The following is a 14,942-nucleotide window of genomic DNA, read 5'->3' as shown; positions in this document are numbered from 1 at the left end:
GGTGGAAATTGTAGTTGGTCGATTTAGCTACGATGCAGGGACTTTACCCACTCTGCGTCATAGACGGTGTCGAGATAGCGGTCGCCGCGGTCGGGCAGGATGATGGCGATGCGAGCCGTTTCGGGCAAGGTGGGTAACACTTTTTGCAACGCTGCGATCACCGAGCCGGACGAGCCGCCGGCGAAGATGCCTTCCTGATCGAGCAGTTGGTTGCAGCCAGAGACCGATTCGAGGTCGGTGACGTGCACCACCTGTTGAATTTCGGCCGGGCTGAAAATCTCCGGCACGCGAGAGGCCCCGATGCCGGGCAGTTCACGCGGAGCAGGCTTGGTGCCAAAGATCACCGAGCCGACCGCATCGACGGCGATGACTTGTAGCTGCGGGAATTTTTCACGCAGGCGGCGGGAGATGCCGAGGATGCTGCCCGTGGTGGAGACGGGCGCGATCAGGTAGTCAAGCGTTCCATCTATGCTCTCAGCGATCTCGCTGCCAGCTCCGTGGTAGTGCGATTTCCAGTTCAATTCATTGGCATACTGGTTGATCCAGTACGCGTTGGGCAATGTTTGCAAAAGCTCTTTCACACGGTTGATGCGCGTTTGCAGATAGCCCCCTGCCGCATCGGGGACGCTGACCATGTCGATGTTCGCCCCGAACTGCTTGATGATGTTCAGGTTGGTCTTGGTGATCTTCGGATCGACAATCGCGGTAAAGCGCAAGCCGTACATGCGGGAGATCATCGCCAGCGCGATGCCGAGATTGCCCGACGTACTTTCGATCAGGTGGGTATCGGGTGTGAAAATGCCATCGGCCAAGCCTTTTTCGATGATGTAGCGAGCGGGGCGGTCTTTCATGCTGCCGCCGGGGTTCATCAGCTCCAACTTGGCATATATGTTCCGGCCGGGGAACAGCCGGTTCAACTGCACGAGCGGCGTGTTGCCAACACAGTCGGCAATCGACTGTAACACCGGACGCGGTTGCTCCGGCGCGAGGACGAAGGATGCGGTCAAACGAGACACCTTCCTTTGCAAATATGGGAATGAGAATCATTATCACCATAACTTATATTGAATGATAACCATTCTCATGTCAATAACTTTGTTCGCGCTTCTCTTTTTTTAATAAAAAAATAGTAAAAAAGCCTTGCGCTTCCGAAGGAAGGCAAGGCTTGGGTAGGCATATTCGATTAGGCGTTGTAAGCGGTGAGCAATTCTGCTCGCTCGGCGTTGCAGACAAGCGGACAGGTGGTACAGGATTTGTTGCCGGGGAACTGGTTCCACAGGCAACAGGAATTGCGCACACGAATTTTGCGAGCTGGAGTGATCTCTTCCAGCCAGACTTCGTGGAACGTTTGGGAAAGCGGCGGCGCAGTGAAACCGACCGAGTGAAAGAGTACCTCTTTGTCGGCTTGTGCGGCTTGTTGATAGACGGGGTGGTCGCACAGTTCCCCGTACAGATAGCCGACAAAGTTACCGACATTGCCCCACATGACTTTTGGGGACAGTTTGAACTCGGAGGCGATCTGATAGATCAACGGCCCGAGCGTCCGATCGAACAGCGCTTTGAGCACAAGTTGCACCTGTGCAGAATCGTGATGGACATGGCCAGGGCCAAGGTTTTGATAATCGTGGGGCAGGCGATTGACGAGCAGTTGCAGGTGACTGCTATCAAGGATCACACGGGCAGGCAGGTTGTCCACGAGCACGATCTCCGTCGAGTCGGCATCGGCGATCAGGCCAAGCCCGACGGTTGACAGCGGCGTGAGAACGGAAGCGAGCAAGACGGAAGCCAGCCGCTTTTGAAACAGCGATGCGGCAGCGACTAGGTTGTTTGACTGCATCTGCGTCGCCACATTTTGCATCAGATTGCGCAACAAAGTAACGTCCTTGAGCAGACGTTCGATCGCAATGCCTTCTGGACGATCTTGCTCCTCTGCAAAATGGAAGGGCAGGCGCATCCCTTCTTGACGCAAACGTTCGATGATTTTCACATGCTGCGGCAGCTGGTTCATCTTGTATACAAACTCCTTTCCAGGAAAAGAGGGTTCGGTTAGATTCGTTACTTGTAGCATAGGTGATAATGATTCTCGTTGTCAAGGATTCTGTACAAAAAACAGTGGTAGAACGCAGGAAGCGGCTGTATAGATATGAAGGGGAGCATATCCAAAAATGGAAGGTTTCGTTTATAATAGAATTAAAAATTGAAGGAGTCGTCCAGCATGCTTGAGATCAAAAAGTTAGGACTTGAAGATACAGAATTATTTGCCAAACTGTACCGCAACGCGTACCCGGGTTTTGGCGGCACGCTGGAGCAAGTGGTAGCTTCGATGAAGCGCTTTTTCAGCTTTCCGGAGCGCACGTTTTACGGAGTCTTCCGTGAGCAAACGATGGTCGGCGGCATGTGCCTGCTCGATTTTGAGATGAACCTGCGCGGTCAAGGCATGGTTCCGGTGGGCGGCGTCGCGTTGGTCGCAGTCGATCTCTTGTATAAAAAAGAGAAGATCGCCAAGGAGATCATGACTTTCTCACTTCAGCATTTCCGTGAAAAAGGGACCAGCTTTGTCACGCTGTTTCCGTTTCGCATGTCCTTCTATAATCAGATGGGCTTCGGTGCGGGCGTCGAGCACCGTCGCTTCAGCATCGAGCCGTCCAACCTGCCGCGCTATACGAGCAAGGACAATTTGGAAATTCTGACGAGCGACAACCTCGAAGAAGTGGTCGCCTGCTACAACCGCTACAGTCTGACGCGCAATGGACTGACCCCGTTGTCTGCGCACCATCTCGAAGGGTTCTTCAAGGCGGACAGCGCCCGCGTCGTCGGCTTCCGCGAAGACGGTGTGTTGAAAGGCTATATGTTGATGCGTTTCATCAAAGATCACATGCTGGTCAACCAGATCTATATCCCGCACATCGTCTACGAGAGCGATCAGGCCTTGCAGGAGCTGTTCACCTTCTTGCACAGCCAAGCGGACCAGTTCCACCGCGTCAACATCAGCACACAAGATGAGGGGATTCATTACTTGTTGAGCACCACATCGACGAACATGCACGATGTGTTCGATTCGATCTTCCTCGAAACCAGCGTCAGTGGTTGCGGGTTGATGGTGCGCGTGGTCGATGTTCCAAAGTTGTTTGCCGAATTGCAAAAACACAACTTCAACGGGGAGACGTTCAAGCTGAAGCTGACCCTCGAAGACAGCTTTCTCCCGCAAAACGAGGCCAGCACGTTGCTGTATTTCGACGAAGGCCGTCCGCAGATGGTGACCGAGGGTCCGGTCGATGCCGAACTGACGCTTCCTGTCGCCGATTTTTCCAGCTTGCTCGCAGGCACGACCACGTTCGACCGCCTGCACCGCTTAGGTTTGGCCAAGCTGTCCGATGCGGCGCATGTGGAGACGCTGACCCGGCTGTTCCGCACCAATGAGAAGATGATGTGCATGTTTGCGTTTTAGGAGTGAGCTGGTATAGTAAAACTACAACTGCATAAGTCGGCAGTAAGGTGCCCTCGCACATAGCACGAGGGGTAACAGGGAATCGGGTGCAAATCCCGAGCGGTCCCGCCACTGTAACCGGGGAGCTATCTCTCAGCAATGTCACTCAATCCACGTTGGGGAAGACGAGAGAACGCGATGATTCGGAAGCCAGGAGACCTACCTTGCTCGCTACACCAAGCAACCTTCGCGGAAAGGAACGGTGTGTCCACTTGACGATCTCATTTTGATGTCGTCCACTTCGTTGTACACGCCCCAACCCAACCCTATCGGTTGGGTTTTTTGTTTGGCTACAGCAGTATCGTTCAAAAAGGAGTGTATTACGATGACACAGTTCAGCAAGCCAAGTAGTGAGTCGAGAACCAGCATGACCGATCTCGTATTTCCACCGGACACCAACCATCACAAAACGATCTTTGGCGGCAAAGTGATGGCCTATGTCGATAAAATCGCCTGCATCGCCGCGATGCGGCACAGTCGCAAACCGGTGGTTACGGTCGGCAGTGACAATTTCGATTTTTTAGCGCCGATCAAGACGGGGGAAGCGATCAATCTGGAGGCGTATGTCACATGGGTGCACAAAACCTCGATGGAAGTCTATGTGAAGGTGGAATCGGAGAACCTGCTGACCGGAGAGCGACAATTGACGGCAAGGGCCTATCTGACGTTTATCGCATTAGATGAGGAAGGGAAGCCGACTGCGGTGCCGCAAGTTGTACCGCAATCTGCTGAGGAGCGCAGGCAGTACGAATTGGCAGAAGGACGCTATGCGGTGCGGATGGAACGTCGGAAGAAGATGGCGCAGGAACAATTGTAAGCGAATGGAGTGATCTCTTTGCACCTTCTGTTCGCAAGGGCGTCTGCAGCTGAGCGCAAACGACAGAGGATGGAGAGGACCCCAAACAGCAAAGGAGCCCGCGTGGACTCCTTTGCTGTTTCTGCATTTTATACACGCGAGGAAACAAACGGGCAACGCGATTACTTGTTCTCCGCCAAAAAGGCGTTGATGATTTTTTGAATCGATTCGAGCGGGATTTGAATCATCGTCTTCATCAAATGTGGGATCGGGCGTCCACCCAACGTATATTGGTCGTCTTTTAAGCTTTTCAGAAGTTCTCTGTAGGGAAATTCGAAAGGTCGCTCAGTGCCGACAGTTAGTTTGACGGGGCGAGGGTCGTCGGTGCGCCCGAGCAAGTAATCGAGCGAGACGTTGAGGTTGTCCGCAATGTTGACCAAGGTCGCATAGTTAGGCTCGCGAGTGCCGTTTTCGTAGTTGGAGAGTGCGCTTTTGGTCAGATTCAAGATGTCTGCAAACTTCTGCTGCGAAAGGCCGCTTTTGACTCGAAGTGCTGATAATCGTTCACAAAATGTGTTTGTCACACATACGCCCCCTTCTTAAAATCACGTAATGTGATTGCCATTTCCTCCCCATCCTATCATGGTGATTCTCATTCGTATAGAGCAAAATGGTACACATAATGTGTACTTGCTGTACTTTGCGTTGAACTGTTCACGATACGTATCTATAATGATTGCATATAGGTTTCGAAGTGTGGGCGGGAGGGCGCATGAAAAACGAGAAGATGGCAGCATTGCGCGGTGATCGAACGCAAAAGGAAATGGCGAATGAGATTGGGATTCCGGTCAGCACTTATGCGATGATCGAGGCAGGGCACAGGTTTCCGCGCAGGGAACTGCAGATCAAGTTGGCGCGGTTTTTCAAGCTGACGGTCGATGAGTTGTTTTTCGACCAAGCAGGTGTGGAGGAGAAGGAGTAGCTGACAGCATAGCGGTTCGATTGGCCCAGCTCGGAAGGGCTTGGCACACGGAGAACTCTGCTCCGTCGCTCGCTTGACAAATTTTGATCGCGGAGAGTAGGATTACCTGTGTGTATGGGCAGTATGGATAATAGGTAGACTCATTACGGTTACTAGAGCTTAGGAGAGACAGGTCAGATTGTACCTGGACATCATGCAGTCCGATGATTGGCTTCCATCAGGTGACTCTCTTTGGACGGATGGGTACCTGATGGAGCGCCTTTCTTGCAACAGGTGCAATCCTGACCCGCCTCTTCTATTGTTTTACAAGGGGATTAGAGTGCGGATGCTTGCAACACTTTGATCCCCCAATAAATGCATTTGAGTGTCTCAGCCGTCGCTGCGCTGAGCAGTGAAAAGATGAGCAGCCTTGTTTGGAAACGCTTGGTGTTCAGTTGGAGCCATAGTTTTTTGTTCAAAACAAAAACTCCCTTTTCTGGCCTGCATGACATCGTTTTGATTGTAACTGGAACAATCTGCTTATGCAATGGTTGTAAACATATTTTTTCATAAGTGTAATCAATGGGGCTGACAATTGAATCTTGCTAAAAAGCAGAAGCGAAGCACACATGTTGTGCTTCGCTTCTTTTGGTTAGAGTGATTTCATAAACGTTTCCAAGCGATCCATCGCCTCTTGCAACTGCTCCATCGACGAAGCATAGGAGATGCGAATGAATCCTTCACCCAGTGGAGAAAATGCAACGCCGGGCACGACGGCGACCCGAGCTTGTTCGAGCAGGCGGGTGGCGAAGTCGAAGGAGGACAGGCCGAATTTTCGGATCGAGGGGAAAAGGTAGAACGCTCCGCTCGGCTTGACCAGATCAAAGCCCATGGCGAGCAGGCGAGCACAGACGTAATCGCGGCGCTGGCGATATTCTTCACGCATCGGTGCGGCGTCGTCGATCCCTGCTGTCAGCGCTTCTAACGCAGCATACTGCGAGATCGAGGAAGCGCAGGCGGCATTGTATTGATGGACTTTGACCATCTGTTTTGTTAGATAGGCGGGGGCAAACGTAAGGCCGATGCGCCAGCCGGTCATCGAGTGTGATTTGGACAACCCGTTGATGACGATCGTCTTTTCGCGCATCGCAGGCTGCGCGGCGATCGACGCATGCGTTCCTTCATATAGTAGTTCGCTATAAATCTCATCGGAGATGACGAAGACATCGCGGTCGCGCAACACTTCGGCGATCGCCTGCAAGCTGTCCGCATCTTGAACCACTCCGGTCGGATTGGACGGTGTGGGCAAGATCAGGCAACGGGTCTTGTCGGTCAACGCCCGTTGCACCATCTCGGCGGTGACGCGAAATTCGGTTTCTGTCGTATCCAAATAGACTGGAACTGCACCGCACAGGGAGATCAGCGGCTCGTAGCCTGGGTAGATCGGGCCTGGCAGTAGCACTTCTACTCCTTCAGTTAAGATCGTGCGCAGCGCGATGTCGAGCGCTTCGGATGCGCCGTTGGTGACGATGATCTCCGTGTCCGGGGAGTAGGAAAGACCGTATTTGGCAGACAAAAAAGCGCTGGCTGCTGCTCGCAACTCAGGCAGTCCGGCGTTGGGTGTGTAAGAAGTGCGGTTGTTTGCGATGGCAGTTTGACCTGCCGTCTTGATATGCTCTGGAGTTGGGAAGTCGGGCTGGCCGAGTGTGAGTGAGATCGCGTCTGGGTATTCGGCTGCGATCATCGCAAACTTGCGAATGCCCGACATTTGAATGTCCCGTACGCGCTGGTTGAGCAAGTGTTCCATCATCGATCATCCTTTTTCCGATTTGACGTTCTCCCTATCTTACTCCAAGAGCGGCCAAGAAAAAAGCAACCCTTCCGATTTTTCATCCTTCCGAATGCGCAAAGTCTCGGGCGTGGCAAATGGGTCAGAGCTGTGCGGAACGGGCTTATTTGATCTGCCCACGAAAAAGGGATCTGCTCGGTGGAGCAAATCCCTTTTTCGTGGGTGACCCGTTGATTAGCAGGGAGGAATGAGCAGGATAAACAACACGAAGATGATCAGGAAGACGACCGCCCAACGCGTGTGTGGACCAAGTGCACCGTACATAACAAAGTCACCCCCTTCGAAATGTTGATGATACAGTAGATGTCAAAGAGGACAAGTTTGCAACTGACAAGTGTCCAACTCGGTCATGCAGTAGATGTTTATGGTACAATGAGTAAAATTTTTCGTCGTTGAGGAGGATGTGCGTCATGCTGAAACACGTATTATTTGAAGGCGCTGAATTGCGTCTACTGGAGGAATTTCATGCTGAGGAGTTCTTTCGTTTGACCGATGCGAATCGTGAGCATCTGCGCGAGTGGTTGCCGTTCGTAGATGGAGTGCAGGCGGTGGAGAACACGCTCGGATTCATTAAGATGGGCCGAGAGCAATATGCGAACAACCAAGGCACACACTACGGGATCTTTTATGAAGGTCAGCTCGCAGGCGTGATCGGCTATCATTTTATCGATTGGAGCAACCGTGGCACTTCGATCGGTTATTGGCTGGGCCGGTCATTCACAGGGCGTGGCTTGATGACAGCAGCAGTCAAGGCGCTGGTCGATCAGGCGTTTCAGGAATATCAACTGAATCGGGTGGAGATTCGGGTCGCGACAGGCAACGTGAAGAGCCAAGCTATTCCGGAGCGACTCGGATTTGTCAAAGAAGGTGTGCTCCGCCAGCGCGAATGGATGTATGATCGCTGGCTCGATCATGTGGTCTATTCGATGCTTGCTTCCGAGTGGGCAGGACAGTAAGCGATGGAAGCGATTCAAACGCTGGCCCGCTGGATCAAGGAATCGAGGTACACCGTCGTATTGACCGGGGCAGGGATGTCTACGGAGAGCGGGCTGCCCGACTTTCGCTCCGCTAGCGGTTGGTGGCAGAACATCGACCCGCGTACGGTGGCAACGGTGGAGGCGCTGGAATCGAACTATCGACTGTTTCAAGAGTTCTATGCGATGCGCATACGTGGGTTGGACGTTTGCAAGCCGCACCGCGGTCATCACATTTTGGCGGAGTGGGAGCAGCGCGGCTTTTTGCATAGCGTGGCGACACAAAATGTGGACGGCTTTCATCAGCAGGCGGGCAGTCAACAGGTATACGAACTGCACGGTTCGCTTCGCACGGTGCGTTGCAACACCTGTGCGCATCAGACCGCACAGACCGACTTTTTGGCGGGGAAAGCTTGTCCGCTCTGTCAGGGCAAACTGCGGCCCGATGTGGTGCTGTTCGGGGAGCAACTGCCCGCGCTGCCTTGGCAACGAGCGCTGAACGACATGCGCAGCGCAGAATTGATGGTGGTGATCGGGACGAGTTTGCAAGTCTATCCGGTCGCACAGCTGCCAATGATGACACAGGGGAGGCTAGTGATGCTCAATGCGGAGCCGACCGAGCACGATGATCGGTTTGATCTGGTGGTGACAGGCAAGGCGGGCGAATTGCTGCAAGCGCTCAACTCACAGCTTTGATCCGTGGAGAAGGCACTCGAATGGCGAGTGCCTTTTGCGCACCCTAGTCTTGGACGCGAGGCCGGGTCGGGTCGCAATTCGGTTGGCAGAGGTTCGACACTGCGCCTAGCTTGGTCAGGTAATAGCATTCTTCACGATACATGTGATCGGGCATCAGCGGGGATAGGGTGCTGAGGAGGGTGTGGTCCAGTTCCATCTGTTCCAGTTCATTGAGGAATTCCATGAACAGCAGGATCTCCAGTTCGCTTTCTTTGTTCAATCGAGCAAGCGGTGGGAACTCCTGAAGTCCGGTGCGCAAGAAGCCTGCCATCTCGATCGCTTTTAGATAAAGGTCGCTGAAATGTGCGGAGAAAGATTTCGCTCTGGCGATGACCAACTTCTCGCTCATATCGGTGTAGGAGGCCAAGCCGTCCGCATGACCGGACGCATCGGGCAGCCAGAGCAGGTGGTGGTGGACAGCATGGAAGACGGGCGGTTCTTTGCCTTGTAGCAGATGGTTCAGGATGCGGCTGTATTCCTCAAGTTCGTTGACCATATGATTGAGGAACGTCGGTGGGAGTGTGAGCGCGATCTCTCCGGTCAGTTGGCGGGAGACGAGATGCAGTTTGAATTGGCGAAACTCGTGGGTCAGTTGGGCCGCTTGCTGAGCGAGCACGATCAGTTCCTCGTCCGACAAGTGATGGCGTGACGTTGCTAACAGCTGGTCAAATGAGGAGCGAAACGCGAGAGTGCGCTCAACTTCCCGCTTTTCTTGTGACGAGAGGGTGGCCAGAATGAATCGGGCATGATCGCCCATGATCTGGAGCCAAAAACGGTGTTCAAACAAGGCGGCCTGTTGATGGGTAGGCAAGTCGTCTCTCCTCCTTTTGTCATAGGCAACTTATGTGCGTTTACCCAGCAGCGTGCAGAAGAGATGAGCCTAACTTTTCCATTTTTGCAATCACAATAGATCAAAGCGGGCACCACTGAGCCTTGAGATACAGGGTTTAAAGGTGCCCTATGTCTAGTTATAGTGACTGCCCGTTGGATCTTAGGTCCGATTCATCAGACTACTACTTTCAATGGTTGTACCTTCCAAATCTTGTCGTGCAGGAAGTCTTTCGCTATGATCATGAAAAGCCCTTTTGGTCATGAAAAAACCCCTCCAATGTGGACCCTGGAGGGGTGTAAACTGCGATTCGAACGTATCGTGTGATGTTGCCAGCAGATCATCGTAGCGATTTTAGGCAGTCTTACGATTCGTTCGTGCGGTCTGATAAGCTCTGTTGTTTCAGTCGAAATGTATGGGTTTCAAGCCAAACAAATGCCCGAAACTAGATGTTCAACATCTTGCGGACGCCTTCAGCATCCAAAATGTTCCCGACGAGGAAGTTGCCGAATTCGCCAAAGCGAGCGGACACTTCGTCGAATCTCATTTCGTAGACGATGTGCTTAAATTGCAGCGCATCATCGGAGAAGAGGGTCACGCCCCACTCCCAGTCGTCGAAACCGACGGAGCCGGTGATGATCTGTTTGATCTTGCCTGCATAGGTGCGGCCGATCATCCCGTGCGAGCGCATCATTTCGCGGCGCTGTTCCATGGTCAGCATGTACCAGTTGTCTTCGCCGGAGCGCTTTTTGTTCATCGGGTAGAAGCAGATGTGCTTCGATTTCGGCAGAGACGGGTAGAGACGCGCACGCACTTGCGGGTCTTCATATGGGTTGGCATCCGGGCTGTTGACATAGTTAGAGAGCTCGACGACCGACACGTAGGAATAATCCTGGTAGGTGAAGTCGGCAAAGCTCGTTTTGTTAAATTCGGTTTCGATCGCATTCAGCTCTTCCAAGGACGGACGCAGGAACATAAACACCATGTCAGCTTTGTGGCCGAGGATCGAGTACAGCGCAGTGCTGCCCTCTTTCGCTTCTTCGTTCAGGTTCCATTTGTTGATCAGAGCCAGCAATTCGTCGATCGCTTGGTTGCGGTCTTCTTCGGACGCAGCCTTCCATGCGTCCCAATCCATCTTGCGGAAATCGTGCAGGGCAAACCAGCCCTCCAGCGTAAGCAATGCTTCGTTTTGACTCATGTCGTGACAACTCCTTTAATATGTACGTACGAACCCTCGCTTTCCCCGTTAGTATACCATAACGAATTTCGGTTCAACACGAAGTCACAGCATCGACAAATATGAAAGTTCCGTGTATATTTTGAAATTGTAATGAGTTAAATGTTGTTTCGTTTCTACGTTCTGATGTGGTAGAGTAATAGTTAGGCATTCTGATCTCGAAGGGGGTCTTCACCTTGAAAAGCCATTCAACAACTACTGCTGCATTGATTCCAGTTCCGCCGCATTTGACACCATTCTGCGTGGAACAAAACTATGACAAATACTCACCGATCGACCATGCGGTCTGGCGCTATGTACTTCGCCAAAACAGTGCATTTTTGGCGGAGAAGGGCTATGGCTCTTACGAAGACGGGATGCGTGTGACCGGCATGTCTACCGAGTCGGTACCGAATATTGAACAGATGAATCTCCAGCTTTCGAAAATGGGTTGGGGGGCTGTTGCGATCGACGGCTTTATTCCTCCGGTTGCTTTTTTCGATTTTCAAGCGCACCGACTGCTCCCGATCGCGGGCGACATCCGCACCTTGGATCATATCGCTTACACCCCGGCGCCTGACATCATCCATGAGTCGGCCGGACATGCTCCGATGCTGCACGATCCAGGTTACGCAGAGTTCCTCCAATTTTTTGGCGAAATAGGCGCCAAGGCACTCGCTTCCAAAGAAGATCATGATCTGTATGAAGCGATCCGTCTGCTGTCCATCGTCAAAGAAGATCCGCGGGCTACGGCGTTGCAGGTCGAGGAAGCGGAAGAAAATCTGAAGCGTGCCGAAGCTGCAGTCATCGAGTCGTCCGAAGCGGGTGACATCTCCAAGCTGTACTGGTGGACGGTGGAATACGGCTTGATCGGCTCGGTCAGCGATCCGAAGATTTACGGCGCCGGACTGCTCTCCTCGATGGGAGAAAGCCGCGCTCTGTACAGACCGCACGTGCAAAAGGTTGCTTTCGATCTGCACACCTGCTCGACCAAGGATTACAACATCACCGAACCCCAGCCGCAGTTGTACGTCTGTGAGAACTTCGATCAGTTGACTGAAGCGGTGAAAGAGTTTGCGAAAACGATGGCGTACCAAGTCGGCGGCACCGTGTCGTTGAAAAAAGCGCTTCGCTCGGACAACCTCGCGACGGCCGTCTATTCGTCCGGTCTGCAAGTGAGCGGCACGTTTACTCACCTTGAGTATGATGCTCAAGGTGAGGCGGTCTACTTGAAGACCACAGGCCCAACGATGCTGGCGGTCGCCAACCAAATGCTGAGCGGCCACGACCTTGAGTACCACGGGGAAGGTTTCGGTTCCCCGATCGGCTTGATCAAAGGGCATGACACACCGCTGGAAGACTTTAGCGATACGCAACTTGATGCGGCAGGCTTGCAAGTAGGCAACGTCACCGATCTGACATTTGTTTCGGGCGTGACCGTATCCGGTGAAGTGACCTACATTCTGCGCGAAGCTGGCAAGATCGTGCTGATCGGTTTTGACAACTGCACGGTGACGCACGGCGACCATGTCCTCTTCCAAGCGGAGTGGGGCACATTCGATATGGCGGTCGGCGCTGTGATCACCTCGGTGTATGCAGGTGCGGCAGACCGTGCGGCATGGGCTTCATCTACCTTCACCAAATCGGCGCTGAACACTCAGCGTCATGAGGTGACGGCCGATGAGCAGAAACTGTACGACCTCTACCAGTCGATTCGCAACCTTCGTGAAGCGAATTCGGATGACAGCGGCGTGCAGGATTTGACGGCGCGCACGGTGGCAGTTCTTGACGAAGCGTTCCCGAACGACTGGCTCCTGCGTGTTGAGATCTTGGAACTCCTCGCGCCAAAAGGACTTGCTCCAGACTTACAAGCGCACATTGAACAGTGGTTGAACGAACTGGCTGCTACAGATGAAGGCTTGCAGGAATTGATCGAGAACGGCATCAACTTGGCTCGTTAATGGGCAACAATATCGAAAGACCAGCGCAGTTTTCGCACTTGCGCTGGTCTTTTTTCGAGGATTGGGCAATACTAGCAGAGAGACTATTGAATTGAAGGAGCAACTTCATGGCCCATTTTTTACGTGTGATGACGAAACAGCAAACTGCGCCTGCACTGGCCGAACTGACCGAAGTGTTGAAGCGGGCAGGATTTGAATTTGAGACCTTTCCAGATCACGAAGAGGAGCGCTTTGCCGACCCGAACTGGCAGACGTTGCACATCGCTTATGATGCCAACAAGATGTCGCTGATTCTCGACCGCTCAAAGGCGGGCGATGAAACGGGCGAACTGGCCGAAGAGATCGCCGAGTTTCAGGAAAACTTGCAAGCGCTCGAAGGTCAAGGCAAAGCGGAGGTCGCTGCCATCTTGAGCAGCACCGAGCAGATTTTTGCTTGTCTGATCCCCAATGACATCACCGAGCGGGGCTGGGAAGTCGCGGAGAAACTGCTCGAGCAGCTGCTCGACGCGACCGATGGCCACCTGCAGGTGGATGGCGAAGGATTTTATGACAAAGAAGGGGAACTGCTCTTCGAAATGGAGTAACTACCCGAAGATCTTGAAGCGTGACCTATCTTTTAGCGCTTTGGCAGAGCGCTTGAGCTCCCGCACGGAGCTGTAGCTGGGATTGCCTTTGGACACATCGATGCTGGCGAGTTGCTTCCGAGTTTCATTGACTTTATTTACATAGCCCTCATACAGCTTGTCATGCTCCTGCATCGTGCGGGGAGAGATGCCCTTCATTTGTAACGTTTTAGGCGGCAACAGTTTGGGTTGCAGCTTTTTGTGCACGTTTCAACCTCCTGAAAGCAAATTACACACCCAATATGGGTACTCAGGACGGAAGCTGCGTGCAACATTCTGAGAACGGAAGAGGATCACGAATGTCAAAATTTACGTTGATAGCCACCGCTCCGATGGGACTCGAAGCGATTGTGGCCCGCGAAGTGAAAAACCTCGGCTACACCGATGTGGTGACCGAAAACGGACGCGTTGAGTTTCAAGGCGACGAAACGGCGATCGCCCGCGCCAACCTGTGGCTGCGCAGTGCCGACCGCGTGCAGATCAAGATGGCAGAATTTAAAGCGACTTCCTTTGAAGAGCTGTTCCAAGGGGTCAAAGCGGTCGATTGGCAGCAGTGGCTGCCGAAGAATGCTGAGTTCCCGGTGGACGGCAAGTCGCAAAAATCGCAGCTTTCCTCCGTGCCGGCCTGCCAAAGCATCGTGAAAAAAGCGGTCGTCGAGAAGATGAGAGAGGCGTATGGCATCGAGTGGTTTGATGAAAACGGACCACTCTACCGCATTCAGGTGGCGCTGAACAAAGACATCGCCACGATCACGCTCGATACGTCTGGCGCAGGTCTGCACAAGCGCGGCTATCGTCAGTTGACCGCGCAGGCGCCGCTCAAAGAAACGCTGGCAGCGGCCATCATCGACCTGACGCGTTGGAAGCCGGATCGTCCGCTGATCGATCCGTTCTGCGGTTCGGGTACGATTCCGATCGAAGCAGCGCTGATCGGACGCAACATCGCACCCGGCCTGTACCGCGATTTTTCAGCATCGAACTGGCCGGTCGTGCCGCAGCGGATCTGGGACAAGGCGCGCGAAGAAGCGAAAGACCTGGCCCAGTTTGATCGACCGCTCGAAATCATCGGCTCTGACATCGACCCTGAGGTGTTGTCACTCGCCAACTACCACATTCGGCAGGCCAAAGTGTCGGACGGCATCCGTTTGAAAAACCTGCCTGTGAAGCAGTTGAAAGTGGAATCACAATACGGCGTTCTGGTCGGCAACCCGCCGTACGGTGAGCGTCTTGGCGAGCGCCGCGAAGTGGAGGAGATGTACAAAGACTTTGGCCTGATCACGCAAAAACTCGACACATGGTCGGTGTTCATCCTCACTTCGAACAAATCGTTCGAGAAATTGTACGGCAAACGCACCGATAAAAAACGCAAGCTGTATAATGGTCGGATCGAGTGCGACCTTTACCAATACTTCGGTCCGTTACCGCCGCGTCGAAGTTTCACATGATTGTTACCACTTCCAGATGCCCCCTTGTTTGCAAGGGGGCTTTTTGGTGTACAATGGGAGGCGAGT

General features: G+C 53.1%; 16 protein-coding genes and 1 riboswitch. Of the genes, 8 read left to right on the top strand and 8 right to left on the bottom strand.

Features of this window, described 5'->3' with window-relative positions:
- Positions 1-23: 23 nt before the first annotated feature.
- Both sbnA and CIG75_RS16780 read right to left on the bottom strand, forming a co-directional pair.
- Entirely contained in the window at positions 24-1,007 is a 984-nt protein-coding gene (sbnA, locus tag CIG75_RS16785; protein WP_322348615.1) for a 2,3-diaminopropionate biosynthesis protein SbnA, read from the bottom strand.
- 176 nt (positions 1,008-1,183) lie between these two features.
- A complete protein-coding gene (locus tag CIG75_RS16780) occupies positions 1,184-2,008 on the bottom strand; it encodes an IucA/IucC family C-terminal-domain containing protein (RefSeq protein WP_157729611.1) in 825 nt (274 codons plus the stop codon).
- Between the two features lie 207 nt (positions 2,009-2,215).
- Here CIG75_RS16780 and CIG75_RS16775 point away from each other — a divergent pair, with 207 nt between their 5' ends.
- Positions 2,216-3,448, top strand: coding sequence for a GNAT family N-acetyltransferase (locus CIG75_RS16775; protein WP_094237682.1), 1,233 nt, complete (start codon positions 2,216-2,218; stop codon positions 3,446-3,448).
- Between the two features lie 28 nt (positions 3,449-3,476).
- Positions 3,477-3,668, top strand: a riboswitch (cobalamin riboswitch).
- Between the two features lie 144 nt (positions 3,669-3,812).
- A complete protein-coding gene (locus CIG75_RS16770) occupies positions 3,813-4,304 on the top strand; it encodes an acyl-CoA thioesterase (protein ID WP_094237681.1) in 492 nt (163 codons plus the stop codon).
- A 161-nt stretch (positions 4,305-4,465) separates the two neighbouring features.
- Here CIG75_RS16770 and CIG75_RS16765 read toward each other — a convergent pair whose 3' ends face one another.
- Positions 4,466-4,867 carry a helix-turn-helix domain-containing protein gene (locus CIG75_RS16765; RefSeq protein ID WP_094237680.1) on the bottom strand — a complete coding sequence of 134 codons (402 nt, stop codon included), beginning with the start codon at positions 4,865-4,867 and terminating at the stop codon, positions 4,466-4,468.
- A gap of 188 nt (positions 4,868-5,055) precedes the next feature.
- Here CIG75_RS16765 and CIG75_RS16760 point away from each other — a divergent pair, with 188 nt between their 5' ends.
- Positions 5,056-5,265, top strand: a complete 210-nt coding sequence (locus CIG75_RS16760; protein WP_094237679.1) for a helix-turn-helix transcriptional regulator — start codon at positions 5,056-5,058, stop codon at positions 5,263-5,265.
- A gap of 314 nt (positions 5,266-5,579) precedes the next feature.
- Here CIG75_RS16760 and CIG75_RS20825 read toward each other — a convergent pair whose 3' ends face one another.
- Positions 5,580-5,723, bottom strand: a complete 144-nt coding sequence (locus CIG75_RS20825) for a hypothetical protein (RefSeq protein WP_157729610.1) — start codon at positions 5,721-5,723, stop codon at positions 5,580-5,582.
- Between the two features lie 173 nt (positions 5,724-5,896).
- Positions 5,897-7,051: an aminotransferase A gene (locus CIG75_RS16755; protein ID WP_094237678.1), complete on the bottom strand. Its 1,155-nt coding sequence runs from the start codon at positions 7,049-7,051 to the stop codon at positions 5,897-5,899.
- A 452-nt stretch (positions 7,052-7,503) separates the two neighbouring features.
- Here CIG75_RS16755 and CIG75_RS16750 point away from each other — a divergent pair, with 452 nt between their 5' ends.
- Together CIG75_RS16750 and CIG75_RS16745 are read left to right on the top strand one after the other, a co-directional pair.
- Positions 7,504-8,049: a GNAT family N-acetyltransferase gene (locus CIG75_RS16750; RefSeq protein ID WP_094237677.1), complete on the top strand. Its 546-nt coding sequence runs from the start codon at positions 7,504-7,506 to the stop codon at positions 8,047-8,049.
- Positions 8,050-8,052: 3 nt separating this feature from the next.
- Positions 8,053-8,763, top strand: coding sequence for an SIR2 family NAD-dependent protein deacylase (locus CIG75_RS16745; protein WP_094237676.1), 711 nt, complete (start codon positions 8,053-8,055; stop codon positions 8,761-8,763).
- A gap of 43 nt (positions 8,764-8,806) precedes the next feature.
- On the opposite strand, the gene CIG75_RS16740 is transcribed toward CIG75_RS16745, so the two are convergent.
- Entirely contained in the window at positions 8,807-9,613 is an 807-nt protein-coding gene (locus CIG75_RS16740; protein ID WP_094237675.1) for a DUF2935 domain-containing protein, read from the bottom strand.
- A gap of 463 nt (positions 9,614-10,076) precedes the next feature.
- Positions 10,077-10,829, bottom strand: a complete 753-nt coding sequence (gene hemQ, locus CIG75_RS16735) for a hydrogen peroxide-dependent heme synthase (RefSeq protein WP_094237674.1) — start codon at positions 10,827-10,829, stop codon at positions 10,077-10,079.
- Positions 10,830-11,044: 215 nt separating this feature from the next.
- Here hemQ and CIG75_RS16730 point away from each other — a divergent pair, with 215 nt between their 5' ends.
- Positions 11,045-12,808, top strand: coding sequence for an aromatic amino acid hydroxylase (locus tag CIG75_RS16730; RefSeq protein ID WP_157729609.1), 1,764 nt, complete (start codon positions 11,045-11,047; stop codon positions 12,806-12,808).
- Positions 12,809-12,915: 107 nt separating this feature from the next.
- On the top strand, positions 12,916-13,392 hold the full coding sequence (locus CIG75_RS16725; RefSeq protein ID WP_094237672.1) for a hypothetical protein: 477 nt from the start codon (positions 12,916-12,918) through the stop codon (positions 13,390-13,392).
- On the opposite strand, the gene CIG75_RS16720 is transcribed toward CIG75_RS16725, so the two are convergent.
- The gene (locus CIG75_RS16720) at positions 13,393-13,638 is read right to left on the bottom strand and encodes a hypothetical protein (protein ID WP_094237671.1); all 246 of its coding nucleotides are present in this window, start codon (positions 13,636-13,638) and stop codon (positions 13,393-13,395) included.
- 92 nt (positions 13,639-13,730) lie between these two features.
- Here CIG75_RS16720 and CIG75_RS16715 point away from each other — a divergent pair, with 92 nt between their 5' ends.
- The gene (locus CIG75_RS16715; protein WP_094237670.1) at positions 13,731-14,876 is read left to right on the top strand and encodes a THUMP domain-containing class I SAM-dependent RNA methyltransferase; all 1,146 of its coding nucleotides are present in this window, start codon (positions 13,731-13,733) and stop codon (positions 14,874-14,876) included.
- Positions 14,877-14,942 lie beyond the last annotated feature (66 nt).

This window comes from Tumebacillus algifaecis, from assembly GCF_002243515.1.
In the GTDB taxonomy this organism is placed as follows: Bacteria; Bacillota; Bacilli; order Tumebacillales; family Tumebacillaceae; genus Tumebacillus_A; species Tumebacillus_A algifaecis.
This window is presented reverse-complemented; position numbering and strand designations above follow the sequence as displayed.